The following is a 19,065-nucleotide window of genomic DNA, read 5'->3' as shown; positions in this document are numbered from 1 at the left end:
ATCAACTTTATCGTAAATATCTTAGCTGGATTAGCAGCATACAGTTTCTTCCCTAAGAAACCTTCAATCAAATATCAAACGGTAAAAACTAACCAATTGTACGCTTTTTAATTATCGAATTCAGGTTTTAAATATTCCATTAAGAGTAGATTTTTTGAAATATTCGGAAATCATCTTCTGTGTATTTGAGAGTGAGAAGAACTGCGTAACAGCAAAAACGACAATAAGAATAATTTTCAAAGCTATTAGAGTTTTCGAAATCCAAACTTTACTAAATACCGGCTTATTAATTGTGCGAATTTCAGAAGGTTTTCCTAGAATAAAGAACGCATACAACGTTTTAATATTGGGTAGAAGTAAGAAACAATGAGAGTATAAATAAAGCTGTTGACACCAACTTAACGGGTACATCAAAAAAGTAATTAACTGTCATAATATTAATACTCGTAGCCATCGTGATGAGTGCACCAAGAACCATAGTTCTGCGAAATAGCAGTAATAGGGCAGATATTTCAACTATTCCCATGAAAATATTATAGCCTTTAGAGAACCCCAAAAATGTCCAAGCAAGTCCCATTGGCGAAAATTCATGGAGCGGTTGCATTAATTTGTTGAGTGTTGGTGGTGGCATTTGCGCATGAAGCAGTTTGATAGCTCCATAATTGAATAACATAAATGCGATGTAATAACGTATTAAAACAGTAAGCCAATAATATAAGTTGTTATACTCCTGGCGATTTTTGTCTAGTAAACTCCAAAGAATAGAGCCAAGCACGCCAAGAAGAATGAGAATCAATAAAGTGACCCAATCATAAGAAGTGTCACCACTTCCATTACTGTATATACTGTAGTCATAGGTATAGTGCAGTACGTTTTTAGCAAACCAAGGTGTGAAATCATGTAGTAAAGAGGTAATAGGCTTTGTAAGAGTCTCAAAACCCGGATATGATGCATTATTAAATACAATAATGAAACTTATTAGGAATATAAATGCAAAACGAAATAAGACCTTATTGGCGGTGGTCCAGTATAATTGATTGTTCATATCTTGAAGATATGAAAATATTTTCTTTATCGTTTAACAATCTTTCCTTTGTCTGTAATAAACAAAAACTTATAGTTAGGATATTTCTTTGCTAATTTTTTGCCTTCTTTTTCACCTAAAACTATGATAGACGTGCTTAATGCATTTGCAAATTCTGCCGAAGGACCATAAATGGTGACGCTGGATAATCCTGTGGAAGGATAACCTGTTTTTGGATTAATGATATGCGCATAGTGTATTCCGTCTATTTCTGCGTATTTCTCATAACTGCCTGAAGTTGCTAAAGCAGATTCTTTTAGTTTAAGGACTTTAGCAATTCCGTGTCTTTTAAAAGGGTTTTTAACACCTATTTTCCAGGGTTTACTGTTAGCTTGCGTTCCCCATGTTGCAATATCGCCTGATGCATTTACAATTCCGCCTTCGACGCCAAGAGATTTTAAAAGTTCGCGGCCTTTGTCGGCGGCATAACCTTTCCCAATCGAGCCAAAACCGATTTTCATGCCTTCTTTAGTCAGGAAAATAGTTGATTTTACAGAATCTAAAATTATATGCTGATAACCGACTTTCTCAATGGATTTCTTAATGCTTTCTTTCGAAGGTTTTTCTGTCATTGAGCCATCGAATTGCCAAACTTTATCCATAGCCGCGGTGCTGATATCAAAAGCCCCGTTAGACATTTTTGAATAGTCTAAAGCGCGTTTGATCAAATCAAAAAGTTCTTTGTCGACTTTAACAGGCTTTATACCCGCATTTCGATTGACTTCCGAAACTTGCGTATGCAGTCGCCATTCTGAAATAAGATTTTCGATGCGTTCGATTTCTTCAATGGCTAAATCTATTTGTGTATTTGCGAAAGAACTATCGGCAGAAACGACAGTAATTTGGAATTGAGAACCCATCAAAATGACATTACGAACGACTTCAATCTTCGATTGTCCATGTACTGAAAATGGAATAAACAGAAAAGATAGAATAGCTAAAGCTAACCTATCTTTCAGAAATGAATATGTTTGTATTAATAACAATCTGTTAAAATTTGATTATTGTCAATATAGAATTGTAGCGGCTTTCCGTGATGATTGGTCGTAATTTCATTCAATGTTTTCTCTACATCTTTTTGCATTTTCAAAGCACCACAAATCATAACAACTCCCCCTTCTTGCAATAAATTCGCAAAGAAGAAGTAATCGCGAAGAATCAAGTCCATAACGTACATTTTATTGTTTTCTCTCGAAAATGCGAGTTCAAAACGATTAAGTTGCCCTTTTGATTGATATTCTTTTGCAAAATTTTTATAAGATTCGGTAAGTGAATTATTCATTCTGAATCCCGAATAGAGATGAATATCTGTAAGACCCTTATTGTTGATAACCATTCCCATGAAAGGGGCAATACCCGTTCCGTTCGAAATCATCGCCACTTTAGGTGCTAATTTTGGCAAGTGAAAATTCGGATTTGCCATTAGACGGGCTTCGGTGATTTCATTTATAGCCAGATTATATAAAAAACTCGAACCCAAACCATCGGGAAATAACTTAACAATGAGCTGTACATGTTTTCCGTTTCGACCAATCGAGTAGAAACGCTCTCTGTTATCTTTAGCAGGATAAATGGCTAACAAATCACCCGAATCAAATTTTAGTTTGGTTAGCGGTTTCAGAATGATTTTGAAAGTAGAATTGTCTTCTGAAACAGCAGTCTTTGAGATGGCTTTAAATTTCTTAAGACCTGGAACTTTGTTGCTGTATACAGTTGGAGCAGTAGCGAGGGCGTGCAGGGATTTTTCCGACCATTGTTGAACCCAATGTACAAAATCAGCAGATGAGCGGTCGTTTATGTTATGTAAATCCACTAATTTTTTAGCCCAAGGTTGTTTTTCTAATAACTGTTCCACGTGTCGTGCATAGGCACAGAAGTCAACATAAGCTTTAGAGCCAAATCCCACTACACTATAATCAATATCTTGTTGTTGCGGAAACTTAGTAAGTAGCTCTTCAAATTTCGTTGCGTTTGTAGGCGCATCTCCCAAACCATATGTTGAAGTAAAAATCAACAAATGTTTTGCTTCGGGATAGGATTTGTATTGGTTCATTTCTGTTAAGAAAGAACGTTTACCACCCGACAGCAATTGCTTGTGTACTTGATTAGCAAAAAATAGAGTAGAACCATTTTCCGAACCTACCAGAATAATAATCTCCGCATTTTCGGCTTTGTATTTGTTCTTGATTTTGGTACGCGTACGCTTAAACGTAATCACAAAACCTGTGTACATGAAGAACACAATATTCAGCGAAGCTAAACCCAAAATTATTGCCCAAATGATATTGGTCCGTCCAGTATGTAAATCAATATTGAGTTTTTCTAATGCGACGGTATACGGAAATTTGGTTTCCTGCATGATGTTGCCATTCACTTGATTAATAGAAATTGTTCTATCTTTTAGTGTAATGATAAAAGGTTCAGCGGCATCGTCAGGAATAAATGGAAACTCAATTTTCTCCACATCAGCCAATTTCGTGTTTTTGAAATAATCAATATCGGCTAATTCTTTGGTGATAGCTTCATCTGAAATGGGATTATGATTTATTTCTATATTTTCTTTTTTGAAAAATTCCAAACGAACCATAAAAATTATAGTTCCAGTCAATGCAATCATCAGCACTGGAATCAATAACCATCTTCCTGTTACGACGTGGTAATATTGCGAAAAGAAGTCTTTATTGATTTTATCGAAAAAATGTCTGAAACCCTGTTGGCGTTTGATTATCAAAATGAAACCACTAATGGTAATCAATAACAACAAAAATGAAACGATACCAACGATAGTTCGTCCAGTTTCTTTTAAGAAAAGAGAACGGTGAAGTGCCGTGGTCCATTGGATAAATTGTGATTTTGGAATTACTTCTCCAAGCTTTTCACCGGTTAATGGGTTGATATAAGCTTTAAGTGGATTTCCATCTTCATCCATTGCTTCGATTACCACAAAATCATTGTGATCTACAGTGACTTGCAGCACCTCAAAATATGCCTCGCGCAAAGCTGGAAGGCTTTGCGCGAGGGTAATATCACCAAAATTGTCTACGCGATAGGGCGGAGTTTTCTCTTGAACAGCATCGAACGCCAAGATGACTCCTGTGATCGCAAGTATCAGCATAAAAACAGAAGATATTAACGCTAATGCTAAATGCGCATATCTCCAAATTGATAACGTCATTCTATATATTTATAACTATTAGACTTTTATAAATCGCACAAGACGGATATATCCTGTTCCTTGTGCACCAGCTTTATTGTCCAAAGCTTCTGGTGTTAAAGGTACTTCGACATCTTTGACGTAGTATTTTTGAATTTCTACAGAAGATTCAAAACGAAGCTTATAACCCTTACCTAATTTAGCGGTGTCAAATTCGATAACGCGTGTAGCACGAGCACCACCTGCAATAGAAGCACCAGTGATAGCGTTTAATTTTTCTTTTTTCTTCACACGGAATTTATCCCATTCTGGCAAGGTATTGTACCATTCTTGGTCTGGACCCAATACACCCAAGGTTTTCTCGTATTCTCCTTTTGGATTAATCAATGAGATGATGACATAAGCCTCTTTACCCGAATAATTTTGCATTTGAATCATGCATTTGTATTTGGTTGTTTGGGCGAATGCGCTTGAACTAAAGAATACGGCAAATAATGCGACTAAAATATATTTAAAAGAATGCTTCATTATCTTATTTCAAAAAATCAAAGTTAACATTGTTGTTTTTCAGGAAATCATTTTGACTAGCCAACTCGTAAGCAGTCTCTTCAAATTCTGTTTTCAAATCTTTCTTAGCACCTGCATCTACCAAAGTTTTTAAAACTTTATCGTCTTTCGCTGTCAAAGCGGCTTTGTGTAAAGCTGTGTTTCCTTCCTCATCTTGTGCATTAATATCTACACCCAATTCAATAGCTTTTTGAATCAATGCAACGTTACCTTTGTCTACTGCAAGGTGAAGTAATGTGCTTCCATTTTGTTGAGGTGCTTTTACATCAATTCCTGCTTTCGTCAATAGGTTTAATTTTTCAGTGAAATCATCTGCAGCGTTATTTGGAGTAGGACGGAAAGAATTGAACCAATAAACAGCTAAGTTATTGTTGTCTTTATCCAAAACTTTTGCATCAGCGCCATTTTGCAATAAAATTGAAACGATTTCTGCCGAACTGGATGCTACCGCTTTCGTTAATGCCGATTCGCCGTCTTCGTTTACTGCATTCACATTTTTTGCTTTTGCTAGTAAGTTTTGAACCAATTGCGCATCTCTACCTGCAGCTGCAACCATTAATGCCGTATTACCATCGTTATCTGCTTTTGCGACATCAACACCTTTTGCTAAAAAATAGTTAATCGTTGCGGCGTCTGCTCTGCGCGCTAAGGCATGCAATATTGTAGCGCCTTCAGGGTTAATAGCTTTAGGATTTAAATTGTATTTTTCTACTAATGTTTGAAATACATCCAGACCATTTGTTTTTTGGCGAGAACCTTGAGTTGCATAAAATAAAGCTTGATCCGTTGGTTTCACACCTTTAGCCACTAACTTTTCGATAATTTCTAAATTACCCAATTTAGCTGCGTAATCTGCTACCGTACGACCATGTGCATCTTTATGATCAAGTGAAAGTCCTTTTGAAATAAAGTAATCTGTGATTTTTAAATCTTGGTCATTCGCAATACCAAACATTATTAGGTTAGCACCGTGCTCATACGTCGTTTTTGGGTCTACTCCAGCTTTGAAAAGCGCATCATATACTGCTGTATTTTGATTGCCTGAAGCCGCAGCATACGCAATTACAGCATCTCCGTGGCTATCTTTGTAATGTACATCCGAACCATTTGCGATAAGATAATCTACTAATTCCAAATTACCAGCTGCAGCAGCCCATTGTAAATATGTTCTTGAGTGGTGAGTTTTTTTGTGAACACCATTTCCTTCTTGCTCAATCATGTATTTAATTACATCATTGGATATGCGGTTATTGATAGCCATAGACACAGGGTCATGAAAACCCGCATTTTGTTCAGCAGGATTGTGACCCTTAGCGATTTCGGCTTTCAAAGTTTCTAAAGTTGGTTTTGCACGCCAAAAACTTGCAGTCAATAAGGTGTTGTCCTGTGCTTTAGCAAAAAGTGCTGATGCTAATAGTAAAATGGATAAAAGTGACTTCTTCATATTTTGATATTAACGTTATACTTTGTTAATTTTATTTAAATTAATTCTAAATAACAAAAGTATGAAATTTTATATTCTTTAAAAACTTTTAAGCTTCTAAATCAAAGTTTGAATTAAAGTTTTTCGGATTGCGTCACTTTTTGATATTATGATTTTGTTAATAACAGCATTTTTACATACGAATTGCATATAAAATACAGTAGTTCTTATCTTTGCCGCTGATGATGCGTCTCCTACATGTAATAGCTTTATTGAGCTACCTCAACATTTTATGTTTTGAGGTCAAATATTGTTATGCGCAGAATTTGGAGACTATTGCAGTAGGCGAAACTTTTATTGAAGTCGTACTTGAAGATGTACTAAATCTTCACCACAATGAAGAAGCAGAGAAAGTTCCTGAAATCATGTATGACGATTATCGGATTTTTGCTTTATCATTAGGGCTTCTTCCAATAGTATTATACTTCTCTTGGATATTACGTCGTATTTTTGCTTCAAATGAACAGATAAAGCATACCATTTATTATTTAAAAAGGTTAATTCTTCCCGGATATTATACCTTTCTATATCGGTATCGTCCTTTCTAACTACACTATTCTTATTTAAATACATCTAAACCGAGCTATTTACACCAAATGGTTTGGGTTTTCCTATATATTTTTTATTGAAAATCATTTTATTAACTATGAAAATCAAACGTCATTGGTACCCTATTTTGAGCTGTGCACTCGTTTTTACAGCGTGCACGAATGCAAAAGAAAAAGACACAAAAGAGGTCGCTAAAGAAGTTCCTGTTGCAAACTTAGTGCAAATGGATACTGTTATTTACAAAGAATATATTGCCGATATTCAATCGCAACGTAATGTAGAATTGCGTTCAAGATTAACAGGTTTTTTAAATAAAATATACGTCGATGAGGGTGCTCATGTTCGTAAGGGACAAGTGCTTTTCTCTTTGAACGATGAAGAATATAAAGCCGATTTAGCACAAGCGCAGGCAGCATTGAATAATGCTAAAGCGGAAGTAAAGAAAGTAGAGCTGGAAATTGAAAGAACAAAAAAGCTTGTTGATAAGAAAATTGTAAGCACTACAGAAGCTGATTTGTTGGAGGTGCAGCTACGTGCAGCTTTATCAAAAGTAGAAGAGGGGGAAGCAATTCTCAATCAAGCGCGTACAAAATTAAGTCATACCCTCATCCGTGCACCTTTTGATGGTCGCATTGACCGTATTCAATTGAAAGAAGGTTCTTTATTGACAGAGGGAGCTTTAATTACTACGATTTCTGATTTGGACAGAGTTAATGTATACTACAATATTTCGGAGTCAGAATATTTGGCTCTAGCAACGGATTCTAGCTTCAAGAAAAATGCATTCAAACAAGAAGTTAAATTGATTCTAGCGAATGGAGAAATATATCCTTATCCAGGAATTGCCGAATTGGTGGAGAGTGAATTTGAAGCGAGCACAGGTTCTATTTCTTTGCGAGCGCGTTTTGATAATCCAGCAGGATTGTTGAAACATGGTGCTTCTGGAAGAATTGCTGTGCCTACAAGTACAGGAGATCTGACTTTTGTGCATCAAAAATCTGTATTGGAAATTCAAGACAAAGCATATGTGTATGTTTTAGGTTCGGATAACAAGATTAAAATGACTCCATTCCAGAATGGTCAACGTGTTGGTCATTATTATATTGTTGAGAACGGATTAGAACCTAATAGTAAAGTTGTCTTTGAAGGTGTGCATGCCTTGCGTGATGGCATGTCTATTCAACCAAAAGAAGTTAACAATTCGCAAGGAGGGATGAAATAGATGTTCGAAACGTATATTAGGAGACCAATACTTTCTTTGGTTATCTCCATATTTATTACATTATTGGGATTGTTGGCCTTATTTACCTTGCCTATTACACAATTCCCAGATATTGTTCCGCCATCTGTGGTTGTCACAGCGAATTACACGGGTGCCAATGCCGAGGTGAGTACCAATGCGGTAGCTATTCCGTTGGAAAGAGCTATTAACGGTGTGGCTGGTATGACCTCCATGAATACGGTATCAACGAATAATGGAACAACATTAATACAAGTATTCTTTAAAGTAGGTGTCGATCCAGATATTGCTGCGGTAAACGTGCAAAATAGGGTTACAACTGTTTTGGATGAACTTCCAGAAGAGGTTATCAAAGCAGGGGTGACTACCGAGAAAGAGGTGAATTCCATGTTGATGTACCTCAATCTTTTCACGGATGATGTGACCGCTGATGAGCGATTCATTTATAATTTCACGGATATTAATATCCTCAAAGAGTTAAAACGTATTGAAGGTGTTGGTTTTGCACAGATTATGGGTGCAAAAGATTACGCGATGCGTATTTGGGTAAAACCAGATCGTTTGTCGTCATACTCGATTTCTACAGAAGAATTGGTAGAAGCATTGCGTCGTCAGAATATTGAAGCTGCACCAGGACAAACGGGTATTTCGTCAGATAAAGCGCGTAACATGCAGCAATATGTATTACGCTACCCAGGTAAATTTACGGAAGTAGCGGAATACGAAAATATTCCAATTCGAGCGAATGCTGATGGTTCAATTATCCGTGTGAAAGATATTGCGGATGTAGAATTTGGTTCTTTAGACTATGAAATGGTTTCCAAAACGGATGGTCAACCATCTGCATCTATCATGTTGAAACAATTGCCAGGGTCAAATGCGCAGGAGGTTATCCAACGCGTGAAGGATCGTATGGAAGAATTGAAAGGTTCAACGTTCCCTCCGGGAATGACCTATACAATGGGCTATGATGTTTCACGTTTCTTGGATGCATCTATTTCTAAAGTTATTTGGACTTTGATTGAAGCATTTATCTTGGTATTCATCGTGGTATTTGTGTTTCTTCAAAACTTCCGCGCTACTGTTATTCCAATTCTAGCAGTTCCTGTGTGTTTGATTGGTGCGCTATTTTTCATGCAAATGATGGGTTTCTCTATCAACTTATTGACATTATTTGCATTGGTATTAGCTATTGGTATTGTGGTCGATAATGGTATTGTCGTGGTAGAGGCGGTTTATGCTAAAATGGAAGAAGAGCATATGCAACCATTAGAAGCTACATTGGCGGCTATGAAAGAAGTGGGAACAGCGGTAATTGCGATTACGTTAGTTATGTCAGCTGTATTTGTTCCTGTAGCATTCCTGTCAGGGCCTGTTGGTGTTTTCTATCGTCAGTTCTCCTTGACTTTGGCGGCATCTATTGTTATTTCAGGTATTAATGCATTGACATTGACACCAGCATTGTGTGCCTTGATTTTAAAATCACCACATGACGCGAAAGAAAGCAATGGTTTAATGGCTCGATTCTTTAAAGGGTTTAATCACTATTACGAGAAAATTGCTGGAGGATATAAAGGTTTATTAAATAAAATCGCAGGACGTCGCACAATTACATTGGCCACATTGGTTGGAATGTTTGTGTTGACTTATGGTACGATGTCTATTGTTCCTTCTGGATTTATTCCGACAGAAGACCAAGGTATGGTATACGTTGCGGTGACAACGCCTCCAGGCGCTACTGTGGATCGTACAGAAGCTGTGTTGGATGAAGTAGACCGAATTGCACGTGAGATGGATGTGGTAGAAACTGTGTCCACTTTAGCCGGATATAGTATCGTAACGGAAGTATCTGGTGCATCCTATGGTATGGGGATGATTAACTTAAAAGCTTGGGATGATCGTAAGGAAACTGTCGATGATGTTATGGCGATATTGCGAGAAAAAACAGCACATATTGCGGACGCTACAATAGAATTTTTCCCTCCACCTACAGTTCCCGGATTTGGTAACTCTTCAGGTTTTGAAATGCGTCTTTTGGATAGAAGCGGAAATGAAGATTTAAATCAAACCGCTGTTGTGGTGAATGATTTTATTAGAGCATTGGAAGAAGATGATGTTATCGAATCTGCAAGTACAACCTTTGACGTGGGTTTTCCGCAATATATGTTGGAAATAGATTATGATTTGGCTGCCAAAAAAGGAATTTCGGTAGAGAATGCAATGAATACATTGCAAACTTTATTGGGAAGTCAGTATGCAACCAACTTTATCCGTTATGGACAGATGTACAAAGTAATGGTGCAGTCTGATGCATTTACACGTCAAAAGCCAGAAGATGTTTTAGCGCTTTATGTCAAAACAGCCGATGGCGAAATGGTTCCTTACTCGTCATTCTTAACGATGAAACGTGTATATGGTCCAGAGCAAATCACACGCTACAATATGTTTAATTCTGCGATGATTACGGGGCAAGCAGCAGCAGGATTTAGTTCGGGTCAAGCGATTGAAGCGGTAGAGCGAATTGCAGAAACTTTACCACAAGGTTTTGAAATTGAATGGTCAGGTATGACGCGTGAGCAGAAAATTTCGGGTAATCAAGCTGCATATATTTTCTTATTGTGTCTTGTTTTCGTGTATTTATTATTAGCTGCACAATATGAAAGTTTTTTATTGCCTATGCCAGTTATTTTGTGTCTTCCAGCGGGTTTGTTTGGTGCGTTCTTATTCTTGAAAGTTTTGGGATTAGAGAACAATATCTATGCACAGGTGGCATTAGTCATGCTAATTGGATTGTTGGGTAAGAATGCGATTTTGATTGTGGAATATGCGAATCTAAAACGTAAACAAGGCATGGATGTATTGACCGCTTCCATAGAAGGTGCGGTAGCGCGTTTGCGTCCAATTTTGATGACTTCATTTGCATTCGCTGCGGGTTTGATTCCATTGATGTTGGCTACAGGTGCTGGAGCGTTAGGAAACCGAACAATCGGTACGGCATCAGTAGGAGGGATGGTGATCGGTACTATTATCGGTGTGATTGTAATTCCTGGTTTGGTGGTTTTATTTTCTAAAAGAAAGAAAGCTAAAATAACTAAAGCGGCTACAGTGATCGCGATTTTCAGCTTATTTTTTTCAGCTTGTTCTGTTCCGAAGAAAATGACTGAACAAGAGCTGAAAGCAGAGCTTCAAACTGATGCAATTCAAATACTGACTGATTCTATTAGTTTAGCTGACATAAAATGGAATTCCTTTTTTAAAGATCAGCACTTAGTTGATTTAATCAACATAGGGTTAGAAAATAATCAAGATTTAAGACAAGCAATTCACCGTATAGAAATCGCACAAGCGAATTTCAGACAGCGTAAATCGGCATTATTGCCTACATTGGATGCGGCGGTCGAAGGTGGAATTCGCAAGTACGGGCATTATACAGAGTCCGGTATAGGTAACTATGATTCTAACTTTTCTGAAAACCTGACGGCTGATGAAAAATTGCCAGAGCCATTTATTCCAGATTATTTTGTAGGTGTTAGGTCTTCTTGGGAAATTGATATTTGGGGTAAACTTCGTCAACGTCGTGAAGCTGCTTATTTAGGTTATTTGGTGGAAAATGAAGCTAAACGTCTCGTAGAAACTGAACTTATAACCAGTATTTCATCTGCTTATTTTGAATTAATCGCTTGGGATAGAAAGGTGAAAGTTTACGACCGTAATATTGTCTTGCACGAGCGTGCTTTGGAAATCATCGAAGCACAAAAGGAAGCAGGGCGCTCGGATGAATTGGCTGTACAACAGTTTAAATCTATTTTGGCAGAATCTCGTGCGAATAGAGCTTTGGCATTGCAAGAGATTGTTAAGAATGAGCACCAAATCAATCAATTGTTGGGTAGGGTGTATCAACCCATCAAAAGGTCGGAAGATGCTGTGTTAGAAAATAGTTTGTTTGCAGAAATGACTTTGGGCTCTTTTGATCAATTAATTTCCAATCGTTTGGACATTCGTCAAGCTGCATTTGATTTGAAACGTGAATACCGGGAGCTGGATGCTGCACGATTATCATTTTTGCCATCCGTAGCGATTAGTCCTTATTTGGGATTACAATCTTTCAGCTTTGATAAATTATTCAACTTAGATAAATCTGTGGCTTATGGTCTATTTGGCGGAGTTACTATGCCGATTTTGCGTCAGCGTGAATTGAAATCGCAATATGAAGTGATGAAAGCACAGTACGGCATTGTTTTTTTGGAGTATGAGAAAAAAGTATTGAATGCTGTGAATGAAGTGTCACTTGCGGTGGAGACACAAAAGCTTCTCGCCAATCGAGAGCAATTGGTAGATGATCAAGTTAACGCTTTAGTAGCTTCTACAGAAGCGGCAGAAGAATTGTTCATTGCTGGACGCGTAAGCTATTTGGATATTATCTCCGCACAAAAAGGAGTTGTCCAAGCACAAATTACAAAAGTGGATATTCAGCGTGAAGATTTATTAAATCAAATCGTATTGTATAAGGCACTTGGTGGTGGTTGGAATTAATCTGTTAATAATTAACAATTTGTGTAAAAAGTCTCTCGATCTCGAGAGACTTTTTACATTTTAAATCGTCTATGATATATTTTTTGGCTTATTCTTTGTTAAAGACTGTTAAAAAACAATAAATTATTAGTTGCATATATTCCAATTTTTATATAATTGTAACAATTTAGTTACGATTATATTTAGAAAAGGACTCAGCATGATTAGAAGATTCAGCTCAAAATTTAATTTATCAGCCCTATTACTTATAGTATTTACAAGTGTAATTCTCTCTAGTTGTAATCAAGGCAAAGCCACAGAAAAAGAAAATACAGACAAACCTCTAGCGCTCCCAGTGCATGTGGCTGACACAAGTGATGCAGAAACCATCAAAAATTATATCGGTACCATTGAGGGAAAGGTCAATGTTGAAGTGAGACCTCAAGTAGAAGGCTTGTTGCAGGAAATTTATGTTGATGAGGGAACTTTTGTGACCAAGGGACAAAAACTATTCAAAGTAGATGCGTCAGCTTATTAAGAGGTATTAAATAATGCGATTGCCAACCAAAACGTAGCGAAAGCTAAATTAGAAAATGCCAAACTGGAAATTGAAAGGCTAAAGCCTTTGGTCGACAATGAAGTAATTTCAAACGTAAAATTAAAATCTGCGAAATCCGATTACGATGTTGCGAAAGCGTCGGTTGATCAAGCTACAGCAGCAGTAGGTAGTGCAAAAATCAATCAAGGATTTACCATCATCACGGCTCCTGTGAGTGGTTATATTGGTCGTATTCCTAAAAGAATCGGAAATTTGGTGTCTAAAAGTGACAAAGAGCCTTTGACGGTACTTTCGGATGTACAAGATGTGTATGTCTATTTTTCAATGAACGAATCTGATTTTCTTTATTTTTCTAAATTGAAAATCAAAGAAGATAGCATAAAGGGCATTGCTCGAAATAATAATTCACTTAATTTTCCGGATGCAACTTTGATAATTGCAGATGGTGAGGAATATTCTGCAAAAGGTGTTGTGGATGCCATTAATGGTCAGGTTGATCGTACTACTGGTGCTATTTCACTGCGTGCTTCTTTCCCAAATAGAGATAATATTCTGCGTAACGGTAGTACGGGAACATTGAAGATTTCTGAAATCAAAAAAGGTGTAATTCAAATTCCTCAAGTTGCGACGAGTGAATTACAAGATAAAACTTTTGTTTATGTTCTAGATGATCAAAATCGTGTTACTCGCAAAGTTATCAATATCGCTGGTACTAGTAAGAGTAACTATATCGTGTCAAGCGGTGTGGAATTAGGAGATCGTGTTGTGTTAACAGGTCTTGATAAAATCTCTGAAGGAACGAAGGTTCTTCCTATTCATCAATAATCTTTAAATCATACGTTTTTGCTCTGCTGATAGGCAGAGTTAGCATTGCTATGTCTTAAAACAATCCATAATTATGCTAAAAACCTTTATAAATCGCCCTGTATTGGCAACGGTAATGTCATTAGTCTTGGTAATCTTGGGATTAGTAGGTTTGAAAACTTTGCCTATTACCAGATTTCCAGAGATTGCGCCACCAAGTGTGGTTGTATCGTTAAGTTATCCAGGAGCAAATTCGGAAACCGTTGCAGAGAGTGTGCTTCTTCCGATCGAAGAGGCAATAAATGGGGTAGAGGATATGATGTACATTCGTTCATCTGCGACTAACTCAGGCTCAGGTAGCGTGCAAGTATTTTTTAAAACAGGAACAAATCCTGATATCGCTTCTGTGAATGTTCAAACACGAATTTCAAAAGCAATCAGTGCCATTCCAGCTGAGGTTAATGATAATGGTATCACAGTCCAACCACGTCAGAGTGGAGCCATCATGACTATAAATATCTTTTCGGATAGAAAGGATACAGTTTATGATGAGACATTTTTGCAGGCATTTGCGCAAATCAATCTAATTCGTCCATTGCTTCGCGTAGATGGTGTGGCGCAGGTTTCACGTGTCGGCGCGCGCGATTATTCGATGCGCGTATGGCTGAATCCAGAGAAAATGGCTGTTTACAATATTATTCCGCAGGATATAACCAAAGCTTTGAATGATCAAAACTTTGAGATAGCTCCAGGTAAATTTGGTGAAACGTCAGACGAAGTTTTTGAGACTGTCATCAAGCACAAGGGTAGATTCAGCAAGCCCGAGGAATTTGAAAATATGGTAATCAAAACCAATATAGATGGCTCTGTACTCTATCTTCGTGATATCGCACGAATAGAATTTGGAGCTACGAACTTGGGTAGTGATAATAAAGTGAATGGGCATCCAGGTCTTACATTAAATATTACACAAACTAGTGGTTCTAATGCGCACGAGATAGATATCGCGGTACGCGAAGTATTGGATGAAATTTCTAAATCTTTTCCTGAAGGTATTAAATATGATATTTCTTACAGTGTGCGTGATCAGATTGATCAATCTATTAATCAAGTAAAAAGTACCTTATTTGAGGCTTTTATTCTAGTTTTTATTATTGTATTTATCTTTTTGCAAGATTTTAGATCGACATTGATTCCAGCTATCGCAATTCCGGTTTCGCTGATTGGTACATTTTTCTTCTTGAGCCTTTTGGGTTTTTCGTTGAATGTATTAACCATGTTTGCGCTGGTGTTGGCTATTGGTATTGTAGTGGATGATGCGATCGTCGTAGTGGAAGCTATCCACCAAAAGATACATGAAACGGGTATGCGTGCGAAGGAAGCTACGTTGGAAACGATGTCCGAAATCACAGGAGCTATTGTTTCCATTACGTTGGTAATGGCTGCGGTGTTTTTGCCTGTAGGATTTATGGAAGGTCCTGCTGGTATATTCTATCAGCAATTTGCGTATACATTGGCCACTGCAATTCTGATATCCGCGTTTAATGCATTGACCTTATCTCCTGCATTATGTGCGCTGTTGTTAAAACCTGTACATCCCCAAGATATTGAAGAGGAAATAAAGCTAAACAAATTTCAAAAATATAGAAATCGTTTTTTTACAGCGTTTAATGCCTCGTTTGATCGATTTACCAATAAGTATATAATTGGAGTAAAATATTTGTTGAAAAAGAAAGTTGTTGCATTTGGGGGATTAATTCTTGTGACAATTATAGGTGTTGGATTATTGTATTTTACGCCAAAGTCATTTATTCCTACAGAAGACGACAGCTTCGTAACGTATTCTTTGGCTATGCCTCCCGGCGCATCTTTAGCGCGTACGACAGAAGTATTGCGCCGTGCAGATAGTATCTTGAAAAAGCGTGAAGACATTGAGGGAATGACCACTGTATCTGGTTTCAATGCTTTAGATGGTGGTACAAGTGCGGCTTTCGCAGCGGGCTATATTAATGTGAAACCGCACAAAGAGCGCAGTTCTATAAAAGACATAAATGATTTTATGGATACGATTCGCCATGATTTATCGGTTATCAACGAAGCTTCTTTCAAGGTTTTTCCACGACCTACTGTTCAGGGATTTGGTGATTTTGCAGGTGTGCAATTAGTGCTACAAGATAGATTGGGGGGTGATATTCGTGATTTTGATGTGGTTGCAGATTCTTTTATCAATAAAATCAATGGACTTGAAGAGGTTGACAATGCTTATACATCATTCAAGTCCAATTTTCCACAATACGAAGCGGATATCGATGTGGTCAAAGCGAAGAGTATGGGGGTCGATATAAAAGACATGATGAATACGATTCGTATGTATTTTGCACGTGTAAGTGCTGGTGATTTTAACCGTTTTGGTCGTACGTATCGTGTTTACATGCAGTCAGATTTTGAGCATAGAACGGATCCGGAATCGTTGAATTCTATTTTTGTGAGAAATAAAGACGGGAAAATGGTGCCAGTTGGTACGTTGATGACATTGAATAAAGTGGTGGGGCCAGAATCGATCTCTCGCTATAATTTATACAACTCGATAACTGTGAATGTCAATCCTTCTTCTGGATATAGTACAGGTGATGTGATGAAAGCCATAGAAGAATTGGCTGGAGATCAATTGCCCGGTAATTACGGTTACGAGTGGACTGGGATGTCTTACGAAGAAAGTAAATCTGGCAGACAGACTGTACTGATTTTCGGGCTAAGTATATTGTTTATTTACTTTTTGCTCGCAGCACAATATGAGAGCTATATTTTGCCTTGGGCAGTCTTGCTTTCTGTTCCAGTTGGATTGATCGGTGTGTTTTTAACCGTGTTGGCTGTAGGATTAGAGAATAACATCTATGTTCAAGTCGGCTTAATCATGCTAATTGGATTGCTTGCCAAAAATGCTATTTTGATAGTAGAGTTTGCAGTACAGCAGCGTGACAAAGGCAAATCAATTTATCAGTCTGCCATTGAAGGTGCTAGATTGCGTCTTCGACCAATATTGATGACCTCTTTAGCATTTGTTGCGGGATTAGTGCCATTGATGTGGTCTGTAGGGCCATCTGCGATTGGTAATCATTCTATTAGTTTTAGTGCGGTAGGAGGAATGTTGTCTGGTGTAGCGTTAGGGATTTTTATTATCCCTGTATTGTTTGTTGTGTTCAAGACTTTGGATGAACGCGTGAAGTTCAAAATGAATAAGTAATATGATGACGAAATTTTCATACAGATTTATCTTTTATATAATAGGATGTAGTTTGATATTTAGTTGTAAGGTTGGTGCAAAATACGAACGGCCTAATCTGAATACACCAAATGAATTTAGAGGTGCTACAGCTACATCCGCTACGGATAGCTCTTTAGCTCGCGTCAATTGGAGGGAATTTTTTAATGATCCACACCTGATTGGTCTAATTGATTCAGCGTTAAGCAATAATTTTGATATGCGTATCGCGTTGAAGAATATTGAAATAGCAAATAGAAATTTGAGAATCAATAAATTAAATTATTTACCTAGTGTTGAAGCAAACATTGGTACTGTGAATAAGCAATATCGATCGGAAGATTTTTATGCTTCGCCTTCGTCAAAATGGTATGAGCACAAAGGTGAAAAGGCGCCTTCGTCATTATTTGGGTATCAATCTCAGTTTTCTACAGGCTTGGAGTTTAGTTGGGAATTAGATATATGGGGTAAAATCGCACATGAAGGCGATATCCTAAAATCTGATTGGCTCAATTCACAAGAAGCACGCAATGCCGTGCAAACAAAGCTTATTGCGGATATTGCTACGGGTTATTTTAATCTATTGAAATTGGATGCGCAAATAGAAGTCGCAAAAAGAAATTTGCGGTTGAACGACAGTACATTACGAATGATTAAGTTGCAATTCGAAGCGGGCGAAATCACAGCTTTGGCGTTGCAACAGACAGAATCACAGCGTCTTGTGGCGGCTTCTATGGTTCCGGATTTAGAGAAGGAAATCATTATTCAGGAGAATGCACTTCGCGTATTAATTGGAGAAATGCCAAACAATATTGCTCGCGGCGACTCCCTACATCACAAGCTAGTTAATTTCCAAGATGAAATTTCTCTAGGAAGTCCATTGGAAATAATTCGTGCTAGACCAGATATTAAATCCGCTGAATATGATTTGATTGCTGCAAATGCAAATATGAATATTCAACAAATTATGCGTTACCCACAATTGAGTCTGAGTGGTGTGTTCGGTGTAAATGCGATGTTGCCAAAAAATTGGTTTAATATACCAGGAGCTTTGTTAGGAGGGATTGCAGGCGAATTGACTGCGCCGGTATTCAAAAATAAAAAGCTGAAAAACAAATTTGAAATCGCTAAGATCGAACGTGATAAAGAAGAGTTGAATTTCCAGCGCACTGTGATGGAGGCAGTATCCGAAGTTTCAAATACAATAACGACAGTAGAGAAACAAAAGGAACAATTATTACTTTCCCAACAGCGTGTCAATAATTCTGAGTTAGCAGTGAAGAATGCGTCTTTATTATTTAGGAGTGGTTATGCTACATACTTGGAGGTTATAACAGCGCAAAGCAATGCATTAAAAAGTGAGCTGGATTTGGTGGAGTTAAAACAGAAACAACTGAATACCTATGTGGGCTTATATCGCGCTTTAGGTGGTGGATGGGAATAGTTTGAATGTGTTGATTAAAAATAATTCACATATACACAATAAGTTATGGCTTATTTCGTTTTTATTTTCCCGGGATACTTGTTTTGTATTACAATTCTTCCCTATCTTTGCACCACTCCGCAAGGGAGGAGCGGTTCTTCGGAACATGAAATACGGGGGTTAGAGACTGTTTAAACTGAGAAATCGGGAAAAACAAAACGAAAAAAAAATCTTCAAATAAAATTTGCGGATTAAAATAAAGTTTCTACCTTTGCAGTCCCGACGGAAACGAAGGGAAGACAAAAAAGCTAAGTACAGCAGTAATGCTCGAAATATAAGAAGAAGCGCGATGCGGATTCGATAGAAGTTCTTTAAGAAAATGATCATGTAGCGTAACGAGTAGTTTGAGAAAGACGAAAGTTATAAAA

General features: G+C 37.5%; 12 protein-coding genes and 1 pseudogene. 8 read left to right on the top strand and 5 right to left on the bottom strand.

From position 1 onward, the window contains the following. Positions 1-111, top strand: a pseudogene (locus tag FLS47_RS19155) (IS982 family transposase); the annotation flags it as partial. Between the two features lie 229 nt (positions 112-340). On the opposite strand, the gene FLS47_RS14185 reads toward FLS47_RS19155, so the two are convergent. The 5 genes from FLS47_RS14185 to FLS47_RS14165 are packed head-to-tail and all read right to left on the bottom strand — an operon-like array spanning position 341 to position 6,249. Beyond that, the gene (locus FLS47_RS14185; RefSeq protein WP_149915017.1) at positions 341-1,045 is read right to left on the bottom strand and encodes a hypothetical protein; all 705 of its coding nucleotides are present in this window, start codon (positions 1,043-1,045) and stop codon (positions 341-343) included. Between the two features lie 26 nt (positions 1,046-1,071). Beyond that, a complete protein-coding gene (locus FLS47_RS14180; RefSeq protein ID WP_223225299.1) occupies positions 1,072-2,070 on the bottom strand; it encodes an FAD:protein FMN transferase in 999 nt (332 codons plus the stop codon). Then, positions 2,061-4,259 (bottom strand): PepSY domain-containing protein, encoded by a 2,199-nt coding sequence (locus tag FLS47_RS14175; protein ID WP_149915016.1) that lies wholly within the window; start codon positions 4,257-4,259, stop codon positions 2,061-2,063. Before FLS47_RS14175 ends, FLS47_RS14180 begins: the two co-directional genes overlap by 10 nt. An 18-nt stretch (positions 4,260-4,277) precedes the next feature. Beyond that, entirely contained in the window at positions 4,278-4,766 is a 489-nt protein-coding gene (locus tag FLS47_RS14170) for a DUF2271 domain-containing protein (protein WP_149915015.1), read from the bottom strand. Positions 4,767-4,770: 4 nt separating this feature from the next. Continuing rightward, positions 4,771-6,249, bottom strand: a complete 1,479-nt coding sequence (locus FLS47_RS14165; protein WP_149915014.1) for an ankyrin repeat domain-containing protein — start codon at positions 6,247-6,249, stop codon at positions 4,771-4,773. Between the two features lie 221 nt (positions 6,250-6,470). On the opposite strand from FLS47_RS14165, the gene FLS47_RS14160 reads away from it, so the two are divergent. From FLS47_RS14160 to FLS47_RS14135, 7 genes are all read left to right on the top strand, one after another. Continuing rightward, entirely contained in the window at positions 6,471-6,836 is a 366-nt protein-coding gene (locus FLS47_RS14160; protein ID WP_149915013.1) for a hypothetical protein, read from the top strand. A gap of 98 nt (positions 6,837-6,934) precedes the next feature. After that, positions 6,935-8,059 carry an efflux RND transporter periplasmic adaptor subunit gene (locus tag FLS47_RS14155; RefSeq protein WP_149915012.1) on the top strand — a complete coding sequence of 375 codons (1,125 nt, stop codon included), beginning with the start codon at positions 6,935-6,937 and terminating at the stop codon, positions 8,057-8,059. Then, positions 8,060-12,610: an efflux RND transporter permease subunit gene (locus FLS47_RS14150; RefSeq protein ID WP_149915011.1), complete on the top strand. Its 4,551-nt coding sequence runs from the start codon at positions 8,060-8,062 to the stop codon at positions 12,608-12,610. A gap of 199 nt (positions 12,611-12,809) precedes the next feature. Next, positions 12,810-13,127 carry a biotin/lipoyl-binding protein gene (locus FLS47_RS18620; RefSeq protein WP_223225298.1) on the top strand — a complete coding sequence of 106 codons (318 nt, stop codon included), beginning with the start codon at positions 12,810-12,812 and terminating at the stop codon, positions 13,125-13,127. An 18-nt stretch (positions 13,128-13,145) separates the two neighbouring features. Further along, a complete protein-coding gene (locus FLS47_RS14145; RefSeq protein ID WP_223225300.1) occupies positions 13,146-13,973 on the top strand; it encodes an efflux RND transporter periplasmic adaptor subunit in 828 nt (275 codons plus the stop codon). 73 nt (positions 13,974-14,046) lie between these two features. Beyond that, the gene (locus FLS47_RS14140) at positions 14,047-17,196 is read left to right on the top strand and encodes an efflux RND transporter permease subunit (protein ID WP_149915010.1); all 3,150 of its coding nucleotides are present in this window, start codon (positions 14,047-14,049) and stop codon (positions 17,194-17,196) included. A gap of 1 nt (position 17,197) precedes the next feature. Continuing rightward, the gene (locus FLS47_RS14135) at positions 17,198-18,658 is read left to right on the top strand and encodes an efflux transporter outer membrane subunit (protein WP_149915009.1); all 1,461 of its coding nucleotides are present in this window, start codon (positions 17,198-17,200) and stop codon (positions 18,656-18,658) included. Positions 18,659-19,065: the final 407 nt, after the last annotated feature.

This window comes from Sphingobacterium cavernae, from assembly GCF_008520265.1.
Taxonomy (GTDB): Bacteria; Bacteroidota; Bacteroidia; order Sphingobacteriales; family Sphingobacteriaceae; genus Sphingobacterium; species Sphingobacterium cavernae.
The sequence above is the reverse complement of the archived record's forward strand: the minus strand, read 5'-3'. Positions and strand labels throughout refer to the sequence as shown.